This is a genomic window from Blastococcus sp. SYSU DS1024 (genome assembly GCF_054050795.1).
The window spans coordinates 1-12,822 of sequence record NZ_JBJHAA010000018.1; the positions used below are offsets into that span (position 1 = coordinate 1).

General features: G+C 74.5%; 16 protein-coding genes. 7 read left to right on the forward strand and 9 right to left on the reverse strand.

The genetic code is table 11. From position 1 onward, the window contains the following. The coding region (locus tag ACI79S_RS15620) for a uroporphyrinogen-III C-methyltransferase (protein ID WP_456594361.1) at positions 1-303 on the forward strand (303 nt) is incomplete at its 5' end. Here ACI79S_RS15620 and ACI79S_RS15625 read toward each other — a convergent pair. After that, positions 300-929 (reverse strand): class F sortase, encoded by a 630-nt coding sequence (locus tag ACI79S_RS15625; protein ID WP_456594362.1) that lies wholly within the window; start codon positions 927-929, stop codon positions 300-302. The genes ACI79S_RS15620 and ACI79S_RS15625 overlap by 4 nt on opposite strands. Continuing rightward, complete coding sequence (locus ACI79S_RS15630) at positions 907-1,758, reverse strand: hypothetical protein (protein ID WP_456594363.1); 852 nt, start codon at positions 1,756-1,758, stop codon at positions 907-909. Before ACI79S_RS15630 ends, ACI79S_RS15625 begins: the two co-directional genes overlap by 23 nt. Positions 1,759-1,981: 223 nt before the next feature. Between ACI79S_RS15630 and ACI79S_RS15635 the strand changes: the two genes are divergently transcribed. After that, the gene (locus ACI79S_RS15635) at positions 1,982-2,284 is read left to right on the forward strand and encodes a helix-turn-helix transcriptional regulator (protein WP_456594364.1); all 303 of its coding nucleotides are present in this window, start codon (positions 1,982-1,984) and stop codon (positions 2,282-2,284) included. A gap of 70 nt (positions 2,285-2,354) precedes the next feature. On the opposite strand, the gene ygiD is transcribed toward ACI79S_RS15635, so the two are convergent. Both ygiD and ACI79S_RS15645 read right to left on the reverse strand, forming a co-directional pair. Beyond that, a complete protein-coding gene (gene ygiD, locus ACI79S_RS15640; protein ID WP_456594365.1) occupies positions 2,355-3,206 on the reverse strand; it encodes a 4,5-DOPA-extradiol-dioxygenase in 852 nt (283 codons plus the stop codon). A gap of 86 nt (positions 3,207-3,292) precedes the next feature. After that, a complete protein-coding gene (locus ACI79S_RS15645) occupies positions 3,293-3,991 on the reverse strand; it encodes a (2Fe-2S)-binding protein (RefSeq protein WP_456594366.1) in 699 nt (232 codons plus the stop codon). A 132-nt stretch (positions 3,992-4,123) separates the two neighbouring features. On the opposite strand from ACI79S_RS15645, the gene acs reads away from it, so the two are divergent. The 3 genes from acs to ACI79S_RS15660 all read left to right on the forward strand — a co-directional run bounded on the left by acs (position 4,124) and on the right by ACI79S_RS15660 (position 7,662). Further along, positions 4,124-6,073 carry an acetate--CoA ligase gene (gene acs / locus ACI79S_RS15650; RefSeq protein WP_456594367.1) on the forward strand — a complete coding sequence of 650 codons (1,950 nt, stop codon included), beginning with the start codon at positions 4,124-4,126 and terminating at the stop codon, positions 6,071-6,073. Positions 6,074-6,229: 156 nt separating this feature from the next. After that, on the forward strand, positions 6,230-6,730 hold the full coding sequence (locus ACI79S_RS15655) for a phage holin family protein (protein ID WP_456594368.1): 501 nt from the start codon (positions 6,230-6,232) through the stop codon (positions 6,728-6,730). 5 nt (positions 6,731-6,735) lie between these two features. Beyond that, positions 6,736-7,662 carry an alpha/beta fold hydrolase gene (locus tag ACI79S_RS15660; RefSeq protein WP_456594369.1) on the forward strand — a complete coding sequence of 309 codons (927 nt, stop codon included), beginning with the start codon at positions 6,736-6,738 and terminating at the stop codon, positions 7,660-7,662. Between the two features lie 158 nt (positions 7,663-7,820). Here the strand turns inward: ACI79S_RS15660 and ACI79S_RS15665 are convergent, their stop codons facing one another. From ACI79S_RS15665 to nth, 5 genes are read right to left on the reverse strand one after another with little or no spacing between them, the layout of a single operon-like run. Then, a complete protein-coding gene (locus ACI79S_RS15665; protein WP_456594370.1) occupies positions 7,821-9,002 on the reverse strand; it encodes a MarP family serine protease in 1,182 nt (393 codons plus the stop codon). Between the two features lie 2 nt (positions 9,003-9,004). Further along, a complete protein-coding gene (locus ACI79S_RS15670) occupies positions 9,005-9,484 on the reverse strand; it encodes a plastocyanin/azurin family copper-binding protein (RefSeq protein WP_456594371.1) in 480 nt (159 codons plus the stop codon). After that, a complete protein-coding gene (locus ACI79S_RS15675; protein ID WP_456594372.1) occupies positions 9,481-10,239 on the reverse strand; it encodes an NUDIX hydrolase in 759 nt (252 codons plus the stop codon). The genes ACI79S_RS15670 and ACI79S_RS15675 overlap by 4 nt, the downstream gene beginning before the upstream one ends. Then, on the reverse strand, positions 10,236-10,805 hold the full coding sequence (locus ACI79S_RS15680; protein WP_456594446.1) for a TlpA family protein disulfide reductase: 570 nt from the start codon (positions 10,803-10,805) through the stop codon (positions 10,236-10,238). Before ACI79S_RS15680 ends, ACI79S_RS15675 begins: the two co-directional genes overlap by 4 nt. Then, positions 10,805-11,605: an endonuclease III gene (nth, locus tag ACI79S_RS15685; RefSeq protein ID WP_456594373.1), complete on the reverse strand. Its 801-nt coding sequence runs from the start codon at positions 11,603-11,605 to the stop codon at positions 10,805-10,807. The genes ACI79S_RS15680 and nth overlap by 1 nt, the downstream gene beginning before the upstream one ends. 99 nt (positions 11,606-11,704) lie before the next feature. On the opposite strand from nth, the gene ACI79S_RS15690 reads away from it, so the two are divergent. Next, the gene (locus tag ACI79S_RS15690) at positions 11,705-11,944 is read left to right on the forward strand and encodes a hypothetical protein (protein WP_456594374.1); all 240 of its coding nucleotides are present in this window, start codon (positions 11,705-11,707) and stop codon (positions 11,942-11,944) included. Between the two features lie 179 nt (positions 11,945-12,123). Next, the gene (locus tag ACI79S_RS15695) at positions 12,124-12,798 is read left to right on the forward strand and encodes a Crp/Fnr family transcriptional regulator (RefSeq protein WP_091929288.1); all 675 of its coding nucleotides are present in this window, start codon (positions 12,124-12,126) and stop codon (positions 12,796-12,798) included. Positions 12,799-12,822 lie beyond the last annotated feature (24 nt).

Consider the following 12,822-nt stretch of genomic DNA (forward strand, 5'->3'; position numbering starts at 1 on the left):
TCCGGCCATCTCCCCCCGGGGCACCCGCAGTCGCTGGTCGACTGGGCCGCCCTCGGCACGCTGCGCGGCACCCTCGTCGTCCTCATGGGCGTCGACACCGCCCCCGCCATCGCCGCCGCCCTCATCGAGCACGGCCGCGCGCCGGAGACCCCGGTCGCGGTCGTGACCGACGGCTCCACCCCCACCCAGCGCGCCCTGCGCACCACCCTGGCCGACCTCTCCCGCACCCTCACCGAGCACGCGGTCCGCCCCCCGGCGGTCTGGGTCGTCGGCGAGGTGGCCGGGCTCACCGCGGAGAACTAGGACCCGTCGGCCACCGTCGCGAATACCACGGTGTTCTCCGTGCTGGTCCCCGCCGCATCGTCGAACTCGCCGCCGCAGGTGACCAGCGCGACGTCGGCCTCGGCCGGGTGCCCGTTGAGCGCGTCCGCGAGCGCCGGCGTCGCCTTGTCCAGGCCGGTGAGCGGCTCGCCCAGCACGGTCAGCCGCAGCACCGCGCCCTCGGCATCGCGCAGCGCCACCTCGTCCCCGGGGGCGAGCTCGTGCAGCCGGTTGAAGACGGCGTCGTCCGCGTTCTGCTGGTGCCCGAGGATCACCGCCATCCGCCCGGAGCCCGGCGCCGGGCCGTCCGACCACCACGAGGTGGTCGCCATGGACTCGGGGACCCCGTAGCCCTCGACGGTCTGACCGGTGAACGGGTTCTCGTAGGTCACCGTGCCGCGGGGCTCCACGACGGCGTCGACACCGATGGCCGGGATGGCGAGCCCGGCGGGCACGATCGGCCCGGCGGCCGCCCGCTCCGACAGCGCGAACACGTCGTTCCCGGCCGGCGGACGAGCGGTGACGACCCACAGCACCGCGAGCCCCGCCGCCAGGACGACGACGAAGGCCGCGACGGTGCGGAGATCAGGCCCCCGGGTCGGCCGCACGGCGGGACCTCAGCCAGCCGGCACCGCCGGCACCGGCCGCGACGGCGAGCGCCAGTGCACCGACGGCGGGCGGGACGCCGTCGCCCTCGGCGTCCCCGCCGGTGGGCGCGTACCCCGGGTAGGCGACGGGCTGGGCCACCGGGTGCTCGACCGGGGCGGGGGCCGCCGGCTGGGGGACGTGCGGCTGCTCCGGCTCGTGGGGCGGCGGGGGCTCCTCCTTCCCGGGGAGCGCGGGCACGCACGTCGGCAACGTCTCGGCGAGCAGCTCCAGCCCCTCGACGACGGACGAGTCGGTGATCAGCGCGGGATCGAGCGCGCCCTGCAGCTCCTCCCCCAGGCCGAGGAGGCCCTCCAGCCCGCCACCGCCGGCGAGGCCCTCGAGCGCCGTGCCGAGCTCGGAGACGAGCTCGACCAGCTGGACCGGGACGGCCACGAGCCCGTCGGCGACGAGCTCCACGGACTCGACGATCCCGGCGACACAGCTCTCCGGGAGGTGCAGCGCCGCGGCCAGCTGCTGCAGCGCCGCCTCCAGCTCGGCGGGCACCTCGACGGAGGGCACGGGGACGACGTCGTCCCCCCCGTCGCCGTCCCCGGCGGGGTCCGCCTCCTCGGTGGCCGGCGCCCCGGGGATCGCGGGCGGCATGCCGACCCCGCCGGTCGCGTCCTCGAGGAGGTCGGTCACCGGCTGCAGCGGGTCCGGCGGCCCGGCCGGCTCGTCCGCCCGGGCGAGACCGGGGACGGCCACGAGCGCGACGGCGAGCCCGGACACGACCAGGGGCCGGCAGGCGCGGGGCCACCCGGAGCGGGGCAGGGGGGAACGCGACGACAAGGAGTGCCTCCCGGCTGGTTACGTGTTACGCCACTTGCACAGTCGTAACGAGGACCTCCGGACGGGGTGACGGATCCGTTCGTCCACCCGGAGCGTCGGCACCGCGCGCACACGAGGCGTCACCCAAGGTGCTCTCACTCGGCGCCTGCATTGCCCGCGGCGCCAGTCCGGTTCGCAGGTGGCCGAGGCTCGGGAGCAGGCGTTGCAGTGGGTGCACTGATCGGTGGCTGACGACCGCCCGGCCGGCGACCGCACCGGCGACGCCGTCCACAACCGGATCGCGCTCCTGCGCGCCGAGCAGCAGGTGACCCGGCGGGAGCTGGCCGACGCCCTCGGCGTCCACTACCAGACCGTCGGCTACCTGGAACGCGGCGAGTACAACCCGAGCCTGCACCTGGCCCTGCGGATCGCCGAGTTCTTCGGCGTCCCGGTCGAGGCGGTCTTCTCGACCCGCCCCTTCCCCCGGATCACCGACCTGCACCGCCCCGCCCCACCCCTCGCCGCCCCGCCGGAACGGCCCTGGTGACGAACTGGAACGGCCCCCTTCCAGGGACCCGGTCCGAGCGGAGCGAGGGTCGGGGAGGAAGGGGGTCCTCTCAGATGTTGGCGCCGTCCGGGGGCGGGCCGTCGGGCAGCGCCGCGGCGACGCCCGACCCCGTCGGCTCCGGAGCGTCCATGCCGACGGTGTAGGCGGTCATGGACAGCGAGCCGTAGGCGTAGCCGTCGACCAGCACGTCCACCGGCGCGTCGGTCGCGCCGGCCACGCCGGCCACGTAGAGCAGCGGCAGGAAGTGGTCCGGCGTCGGGACGGCCAGGTCGAAGTCGCGGTGCCCGTCGAGGCGGCCGACGTCGGTGGGGTCGGTCAGCATGCATTCCTTCGCCGCCTCGTCGAACCGCTGCGCCCAGTCGAACCCGGCGTCCGGCAGCGCCCGGCTGACCCCGCCGAGGTTGTGGACCACGTTCCCGCTGCCGATCACGAGCACGCCGTCCTCCCGCAGCGGCGCCAGCGCCGCGCCGAGCTGGAGGTGGTAGTCGAAGGACTTCAGCGCGTTGATCGACAGCTGCACCACCGGGATGTCGGCCTCGGGGAAGGCGTGCGCCAGCACCGACCACGCCCCGTGGTCGATGCCCCAGCTGTCGAGGTCGGCCCCCACCCACGTCGGGTGCACGATGTCGGCCACCTCGTCGTACAGCTCCGGCAGGCCCGGCGGCTCGTAGCGGACGTCGAACAGCTCCCGCGGGAAGCCGAAGAAGTCGTGGATGGTGCGCGGCCGGGGCATCGCGGTGAGCGCGGTCGCCTGCACGTACCAGTGGGCGGAGACCACCAGGATGGCCCGGGGCCGGGGCACCGACCGGCCGAAGGCCCGCCAGGCCTCCGTGTAGCGGTTGCTCTCCAGCGCGTTCATCGGGTTGCCGTGGCCGAAGAACGCGGCGGGCATCACGGGCATCGCTGACCTCCGCTCTCGTCGCCTCCGTCGATCATCTCCCGCCACGCCTCCCGGTGCGACGTCGTCGCGGTACCGACAGCGACGGGTCAGCGCGGCAACCGGGTGGCCGCGTCCTCGAGGAGCACCTCCCGCTCTGCCGGGGGGCGGCCGGGGCAGGACAGGCACGTCGCACCGTGCGGCAGCCGGTCCATCAGGCAGCAGGACACCCGGGAGGTGAACCGCGCACCGCCGACGTCGATGTAGCGGGGAGCCGGCAGCGGCGGGCCGATCCCCCGGGCCAGCGGCGCGGCCAGCGCGGTCACCGCCGGGACGTCGCCCAGCGCGCGACCGAGGCCCAGCAGCCCGTTGGCCAGCGAGTCGGTGGCGATCGCCCAGAGCGGCCGCGCGCGCATGCCGGCGACGTCGGCCAGGGCGGGGACGACGTCGCCGAGCGTCTCGCGGAGCCCCGCCGCCGGGTCGTCGTCCTCCCGCGAGGAGACGGCGGCGAGCGGGAGGCCGCCCGGGCCCAGGGTGACGGCGACGTCGGGCAGGCGGCCGGAGAGCGGACGCCCGACCGCGAGACCGGCCAGCAGCGGCGCCAGCAGGACGGCGGAGGCCGAGTACCACCACACGGTGGCGTGCACCCGGCGGCTGCCGCCGCGGGCCCGGCGGACGAGCAGGTCGGTCAGCCACAGCCGGTCGGCGAACGCGGTCGCCGGGACGACGGGGGCACCCTCCGGGGGCACCAGGCCGAGCGCCGCGGCACCCGGGATCCGGGCCGCGACCTGCGCCTGGCGACCGCTCACCGGCCCAGTGTGGCCGGTCGTCGCTCGAGGGCTTGCGCGGGGCAGACGCCGGAGCGCTGCCGCCATACGGTGTGTCGTGGCACACGTCGCACCGCCGCGGGCCCACCGCGGCGCCGGACCCGGGAGGACCCCATGAGCGAGACGACCCAGGCGGACGGCCGGACCTTCGCGCCACCGGAGGCCCTGGCCGCCCAGGCCAACGTGGGCCCCGAGGTGTACGACGAGGCCGCCCGCGACCGGCTGGCGTTCTGGGAGTCCGCGGCGCGACGGCTGAGCTGGGACCGCGAGTGGGACGAGGTGCTCGACTGGAGCAACCCGCCGTTCGCGAAGTGGTTCGTCGGCGGGAAGCTCAACGTCGCCTACAACTGCGTGGACCGGCACGTGGAGGCCGGGCACGGCGAGCAGGTGGCCTACCACTGGGAGGGCGAGCCGGGCGACACCCGCACGATCACCTACGCCCAGCTCAAGGCCGAGGTCTGCAAGGCCGCGAACGCGTTGACCGAGCTCGGCGTGCAGGCCGGTGACCGGGTGGCGATCTACCTGCCGATGATCCCCGAGGCGATCATCTCGATGCTGGCCTGCGCGCGCATCGGCGCGGTGCACATGGTGGTCTTCGGCGGCTTCTCCGCGGACGCACTGGCCAGCCGGCTCGACGACGCCGGCGCCGTCCTGGTCATCACCGCCGACGGCGGGTACCGCCGCGGCGCCCCCAGCGCCCTCAAGCCCGCCGTCGACGACGCGGTGGGCCGCAGCCCCGGTGTCCGCAACGTCGTCGTGGTCAAGCGCACCGAGCAGGACGTGGAGTGGACCGAGGGCCGCGACCTGTGGTGGGACGACGTGGTCGGCCGGCAGTCCGCCCAGCACGAGTGCGAGTTCTTCGACGCCGAGCACCCGCTCTACATCATGTACACCTCGGGCACGACGGCGAAGCCCAAGGGCATCCTGCACACCAGCGGCGGCTACCTCACCCAGGTGGCCTACACCCACTGGGCCACGTTCGACCTCAAGCCCGACACCGACGTCTTCTGGACCGCGGCCGACGTCGGCTGGGTCACCGGCCACAGCTACATCGTCTACGGGCCGCTGGCCAACCGGGCCACCTCGGTCATGTACGAGGGCACGCCGGAGACCCCGCACCGCGGCCGCTGGTTCGAGCTCGTCCAGAAGTACGGCGTCACGATCCTCTACACGGCGCCCACGGTCATCCGCACGTTCATGAAGTGGGGCGAGGACGTCCCGGCCGGCTTCGACCTGACCTCGCTGCGGCTGCTCGGCTCGGTCGGCGAGCCGATCAACCCCGAGGCGTGGCTCTGGTACCACGAGCACATCGGCGGCGGCCGCTGCCCGATCATGGACACCTGGTGGCAGACCGAAACGGGGGCGCACATGCTGACCCCGCTGCCCGGCGTCACCAGCCTGACCCCGGGCTCGGCCCAGCACCCCTTCCCGGGCATCAAGGCCTTGGTCGTCGACGACGAGGGCAACGAGCTCACCGACGACTCCACCGGGCTGCTCGTGCTCACCGAGCCGTGGCCGTCGATGCTGCGCACGATCTGGGGGGACGACGACCGGTACGTCGACACCTACTGGTCGCGCTTCGGGAAGAACGTCTACTTCGCCGGCGACGGTGCGAAGAAGGACGCCGAGGGCAACATCTGGCTGCTCGGCCGGGTCGACGACGTCATGAACGTCTCCGGCCACCGCATCTCCACCACCGAGGTCGAGTCCTCGCTGGTGGGGCACCCCGCGGTCGCGGAGGCCGCGGTCGTGGGCGCCAGCGACCCGACCACCGGGCAGGGCATCGTCGCGTTCGTGATCCTGCGCGAGAGCGGCACCGACTCCGGCGACGAGCTCGTGCAGACGCTGCGGACCCACGTGGCCCGCGACATCGGCCCGATCGCCAAGCCGCGCCAGATCATGGTGGTGCAGGAGCTGCCCAAGACCCGCTCCGGGAAGATCATGCGCCGGCTGCTGCGCGACATCGCCGAGAACCGCGAGCTGGGCGACGTGACCACGCTGACCGACTCGTCGGTGATGAACATGATCAAGGAGAAGCTCCCCGCCGCTCCCGCGGAGGGCTGAGGAGCCCCGGGGACGCCTCGCACGGGGCGTCCCCGGGACCCTCCCGGGGGGACTCCGAGCGCGCCCCGGGCGATCGTGGGGCACGATTCCCCTGACCAGGGATGCGGCCGCCGTGCGCCGGCTGCCCCCGCAGGCAGGACGAAGGAGGAGCCACCCGTGGCCCACAGTGTGTCGACGACCCGAACCGACGGGAGCAGCGCGGCGGCCGAGCCCTCGATCGGCACGCTGGTGCAGAGCGCGATGGCCGACGTCTCCACGCTGGTGCGCAACGAGATCGAGCTGGCCAAGGCCGAGATCGGCGCCTCGGCGAAGAAGGGTGGCATCAGCGCCGCCTCGTTCGCCGCGGCCGGCGTGTTCGCCGCCTTCGCCGGCATCTTCTTCTTCATCGCCCTGGCCGAGTTCCTCACCTGGCTCGGCCTGGCCCGGTGGATCTCCTACGCCATCGTCTTCCTCCTGCTGCTCGTGCTGGCCGGCATCGCCGCCCTCGTCGGCAAGAAGATGATCAAGAAGATCGAGAAGCCCGAGCGGACGATCGAGTCGCTCAAGGAGCTGCCCGAGGTGATGCACCGGGAGGCCCCCGGCGCCCGGCGCCGCGAGGTCCCCGTGGTGAACGGCGGCAAGGTGGAGCTGCGCGGCAACGAGACCTACCGGGTCTGACCGCGGTGACCGTCCCTCCGGACGGCCGTCCCGACGCCGTCAGCGTCCTGCTGCCGGGGCCCTGGACCCACCGCGACATCTCCGCGAACGGGGTGCGGCTGCACACGGCGGAGGCCGGTGACGGGCCCCTCGTGCTGCTGCTCCACGGCTTCCCGCAGTTCTGGTGGACCTGGCGCGCCCAGCTCGAGACCCTGGCCGGGGCCGGGTTCCGGGTCGTGGCCCCGGACCTGCGCGGCTACGGGGCCAGCGACAAGCCACCCCGCGGGTACGACCTGCCCACCCTCTCCGCCGACGTCGCGGCGCTGGTGCGGGCGCTCGGGGAACGCGACGCCGTCGTCGTCGGCCACGACTGGGGCGGCCTGCTGGGCTGGACGGCGGCCGCGCTGCACCCGCGGGTGGTCCGCCGGCTGGTCGTGGTGTCGATGGCCCACCCCCGGTTGCTGCGGGCCGGCATGGCCGACCGCCGGCAGCGCCGGGCGATGCGCCACGCGCTCGGCTTCCAGGTGCCTCGGCTGCCCGAACGGCGGCTGACGCGGGCCGACGACGACCCGGTGGCCGACCTGATGCAGCGCTGGGCCGGGCCGGAGTGGGCGCGCACCGCAGAGTTCGCGGCGGCCGTGGACCGCTACCGCGCGGCGGCGCGCATCCCGCAGGCCGCGTACGGGGCGATGGAGTACTACCGCTGGGCCGGCCGGTCCCAGCTGCGGCCCGACGGTCTCCGGTACGCCCGGCGGATGGCGGCCCCGATCACGGCGCCCACCCTGCAGCTGCACGGCGCGCTCGACCCGTACGTGCTCCCGGGTACGGCGCGCGGGTCCGGTCGCTACGTGGCGGGGGCCTACGAGTGGCGCGAGCTGCCCGGGGTCGGCCACTTCCCGCAGGAGGAGGCCCCCGACGAGGTCAGCCGGGCCATCGCCGACTGGGCCGCGTAGCGCAGCGGAGCGGCCCGCGGCGAGCCGCGTAGCGCAGCGGAGCGGCCCGCGGCGAGCCGCGTAGCGCAGCGGAGCGGCCCGCGGCGAGCGGATGGAACCGGCCCCGCTGCAGGGACCCGCGCCGAGCGGAGCGAGGTGCGGGGGGCAGCGGGGTCCTCTTACTCGCAGGGGCCCGTCGCCACCTCGGTGCGCGCGAGGTTGCCCGCATCGGCGACCGCGGCGACCTGCGGTCCGGTGAGCGCGTAACCGGTCTGCGGGTCGTCGATCGCCGAGGCGAACACCACGCCGAGGACGCTGCCGTCGGGGGCGAACAGGGGGCCACCGGAGTTGCCGGCGCGCACCTGCCCGTAGAGGGCGTAGACGTCGCGGACGACCGTCTGGGTGTTGCGGAAGTCTGGGCCGCTGATCTCGCCGCGGTCCCGCACGCGGGCGGCCCCGACGTACAGCGGCCCACCCCCCGGGTAGCCCATGATGATGGCGTCGTCGCCCGAGTCGGCCGGCTGCGGGGTGAACGTCAGCGGCACCTGCGGCAGCCCCGGCACCGCGAGGACCGCGACGTCGATCTCCTCGTCGACCACGACCGGGACCGCGTCGTACTCCCTGCCCTCGGCGACGACCACCGGTGCGGTGACGCCGGCCAGCACGTGGGCGTTGGTCATCACCCGCTCGGGCGCGTAGACGAAGCCGGATCCGTCGATCTGCCGGGAGCACGACGGCGCCACCCCGCGGATCCGCACCACCGAGCCCTCCACCGACTCGACCACCGCGCTCTGCTGCAGCGCCGGGTCGGGCGCCGGGACGTCGCGCGCCTGGGTGGGGGTGAGCGGGTCGAGGACGTCGGGCAGCCCCCGCCGGTCGATGGCCTCCCGGAGGTCCTCGTAGACGGCGCGGACCTCGTCGGGGACGGCCCGGTCCACGGCCTGCACCAGCGCCGACTGGCGGACCTGGCTGGCCACCTCGGGGAACGGTGAGCTCGCCAGCGGCGAGGCGACCATCCAGGCGACCAGCAGGACCGCCGCCGCCGAGACGACCGCGCCGGCGACGGAGTCGACCATCTTGGCCGGCTCCCACGTGACGCGGGACCGCAGCGCCCGGCCCGCGGCCCCGGCCAGGATCTGGCCCAGCAGCGCGCCGGCGAGCACCACCACGAGGGCGGCGAAGACCCGGCTGACGCTGGAGCCGTCGATGCGGTCGGCCACCGGCCCCGCCAGCTGCGCCCCGAGGACCGCCCCGGCCAGGAAGCCGAGGATCGAGGTCGCCGAGACCAGCAGGCCCTGCCGGAAGCCGGACAGCGCGAACAGCAGCGCCAGCATGATGAGCAGGAGGTCGACCAGGGACACCGCTACCCGCTGACCGTCATCGTGCCCACCTGCCCCAGCTGGAGGTGGAAGGTGCAGGAGAACGGGTACTCGCCCGGCGTCGACACCTCGAACTCGATCGTCTTCTCCTCGCCCGCGGCGAGCATCGAGATCCCGGCGTCGATCGGCTCGGGCAGCTCCTCGTCGGTGAACTCGAGGTTGTGCGGCATCTGCTCGGCGACGTTCACCAGGGTCAGCCGCACCCGCCCCGGCGACACGGTGAACCGGTCAGGGGTGAAGACGTAGTCGTCCTGGGTCTGGAGGGTGACCTCCTGGACGCCGTCGTCGGCGACCGTCACCTCACCGAGCCCCTCGGCGACCGGCGCCGCGGTCACCTCCTGCCCGCCTGCACCACCGCAGCCGGTCAGCAGCAGGGCCAGCACCGCGACGACCGCGACGACCTGCGCGCGAGGCCCCGCCAGGAGAGCAGGGGCGGGGGGCGGGAAGGTCCTCGTACCGCTCATCGGGGCCGAACCGTACGCGCCGGGGCGCCGTCGGGCGCGGGATCGGCGACGGTCGGCGCGGCGGAGTCGCCGGCGGGGTCGTCGTCCCCGGAGCCCGGCAGCGTGTACGGCCGCAGCCGCTCCGGGCGGATCGGCCGGACGTCGGTGGCGTCCCACGGCTGCGCCAGTCCGGCGGCCTCGAGGATCGCGTCGAGCAGGCCGGCGGTGAAGCCCCACACCTCCATGTCGGCCACGCTGAACGCCGGCCCGACGAAGCCCGCCGGGTGCCGGACGCGGTAGCGGTTGGCCGGGTCGACGAGGTCGGCCAGCGGCACCCGGGCGACCCGCGCCACCTCGTGCGGGTCGCCGACGGCGACGTCGCGCGGGTCGTCCCACCAGCCCACGACCGGGACGACGAGCCGGTTCGACGGCGGCAGGAACAGCTCCTGCAGGGTGGCCACGACCCGGACGCCGTCCGGGTCGATCCCCGCCTCCTCGTGGGCCTCGCGCAGCGCCGTGCCCACGGGGAAGTCGTCGCCCGGGTCGATGCCGCCGCCCGGGAAGGCGGGCTGCCCGGCGTGGCTGCGCAGGTGCGCGGACTTCTCGATCAGCAGGATGTCCGGCCCGGCCGGGCCCTCACCGAAGAGGATGAGGACCGCCGAGCGGCGGGCGGTCGCGGTGGCCTGCGGCATGCGGTGGCGCAGCGGGAGGTCGTCGGCCCGCTCCAGCAGCCGGAGCAGGTACTCGGGCAGCCCGTCGACGGCCCCGCCGGTCACACCTGCACCCCGAGGTGGTCCGCGACGAGGCCGCGGAGCTCGTCCACCGAGGCGACCGGGCCGGCCTCGGTGTGCACCAGCGCGCCGCCGGCGTCGACGAAGTAGGTGAACGGCAGCACGTTGAGCCCGAGCTCGGCCATCAGCTCCCCCTCGCCGTCGTACGCGCTGGGGAAGGTGACGCCGGCGTCCTCGGCGAAGGACGCCGCCTGCGGCAGCCCGTCCTTGCTGATCACACCGACCATGCGCACCTCGTCGCCCGCGAGCTCGGCGAACTCCTGCAGGATCGGCATCTCCTCGCGGCAGGGCGGGCACCAGCTGCCCCACAGGTTGACCACCATGGGGGTGCCCGGGGCCCGGCCCAGGTCGAGGGACCCGCCGCCGGGGCAGTCGAAGGAGAGCGCGGGCAGCCGCTCGGTGCCGGCGGCCTCGGCGTCGGGCTGCTCGGGGCACGCGGCCAGCACCTCGGCAGGCGACACCGACGACGGCGCCGCTGCGGTCCCGCTCTGGCCGGAGGTGCAGCCGGTGCCGGCGAGCAGCGCGACGGCGGTCAGCGCGAGCCGGCGCATCACTCGGTGTCCGAGGCGGTCGGGGTCTTGACCAGCGCGAGGGCGACCTCCGGGTCGACCGGGCCGATGCCGAACGAGGGGCACCACTGCGCCAGCCCGCACGCCCCGCAGGCGGCCTTCTTCGCATGGCACACCCGTCGGCCGTGGAAGATCACCCGGTGGCTGAAGTCGGTCCACTCCTTCTTCGGCACCAGCTGGGCGATCTCCGCCTCGACCTTGACCGGGTCCTCCTCCGCCGTCCAGCCGAACCGGCGCACCAGCCGGCCGAAGTGCGTGTCGACGGTGAGCCCCGGGACGCCGAACGCGTTGCCGAGGACGACGTTCGCCGTCTTGCGCCCCACCCCCGGCAGGGTCACCAGATCGGCCATCCGGGCGGGCACCTCGCCGTCGAAGCGCTCGACCAGGGCCTGGCTCAGCCCCAGCACCGAGTTCGCCTTGGCGCGGAAGAAGCCGGTGGGCTTGAGGATGGTCTCCAGCTCCTCCCGGTCGGCGCCGGCGAGGGCGACCGCGTCGGGATACCGCGCGAAGAGCGTGGGCGTCACCTTGTTGACCATCTTGTCGGTGGTCTGCGCCGACAGCACCGTGGCGACCAGCAGCTCGAAGGCGTTGGTGAAGTCCAGCTCGCAGTGGGCGTCGGGGTGGATCACGGCCAGCTCGCGGGCCATGCGGCGGGCCCGGCGGGTACGCGCCAGCGGCGTCTCCGCCGGGTCGTACGGCGACGCCCCGGTCAGTGCGGCTGCGGTGGGGCGCCGGGCCCGGGTGGGGCGTGCGTAGGCCGGTGAGGACGCGGGTGCGGACACGCGGTCGAGGGTATGCGGAGCTGCTGACCCTCTCCCGGCGTGCCATGATCGAGGACGGACCGCTTCCCCCGTTCCGCCGACGACGCAGAGGAGGTCGGGATGGTCGCCCTCAGTGTCATCCTGTTCCCACCGCTGCTGATCGCGTTCCTGCTGGTGATGGAGCGGGTCGAGGAGCCCCTCCGCCGCCCGGCGTCCCCGCGCGAGGTCAGCGAGTTCCTGAACACCGCGACGCCCGGCGAGGTCGACACGCTCGCCACCTCGGGCATCCGGCGGGCGCTGTTCCGGTGGCGCCGTCGCCGCCACCGCGGCCGGCGTTCCCAGAACCCCCCGCTGGTCTGAGCGCCTTCCTGCAGGGTCCCGCCGCGAGCATGCGAGCGGTGGGGGGCAGGAAGGTCCTGTCTCTCGCTCCATGGGGGGACGCGGTCGCCCACCGAACGGGTGATTGACCGCACAGCCGCCTAGACTCGCTCCGGACGCGGGCACCCCTGCGTCCGAGGACAGTGCGAGAGGACGTTGCAGTGGACGAGGTGCTGGCTCAGTCGGGGCTCTTCCAGGGGCTCTCCGAGGACGCGGTGGACCCCGTCATCAGTCGCCTCGAGACGATCACCCTCCCTCGGGGCCGGGTGGTCTTCAACGAGGGCGAGCCCGGCGACAGCCTCTACATCGTCATGACCGGCAAGATCAAGCTCTCCCGCCGGTCGCCCGACGGCCGGGAGAACGTGCTCGCGGTCATGGGACCTTCCGACCAGTTCGGTGAGCTGTCGGTCTTCGACCCCGGCCCGCGCACCGCGACCGCCACCGCCGTCACCGACGTGAAGCTGGCCCGCATGCCGCAGTCGGTGCTGCTGCCCTGGATCGAGGCGCACCCGGAGATCGGCGAGCAGCTGCTCCGCGTCCTGGCCCGGCGCCTGCGCCGCACCAACGACTCGGTGGCCGACCTCATCTTCACCGACGTCCCGGGCCGCGTGGCCAAGGCGCTGCTGCAGATGGCCGACCGGTTCGGCAGCCGCGACACCGACGGCCTGCGCGTGAAGCACGACCTCACCCAGGAGGAGCTCGCCCAGCTGGTCGGCGCCTCCCGCGAGACGGTCAACAAGGCACTGGCGGACTTCGTGCACCGCGGCTGGATCCAGCTGCAGGGCAAGTCCGTCGTCGTCCTCGACGAGGAGCGCCTGCGCCGCCGCGCGCGGTGACACCACTCCACCGCTGAACGCCAG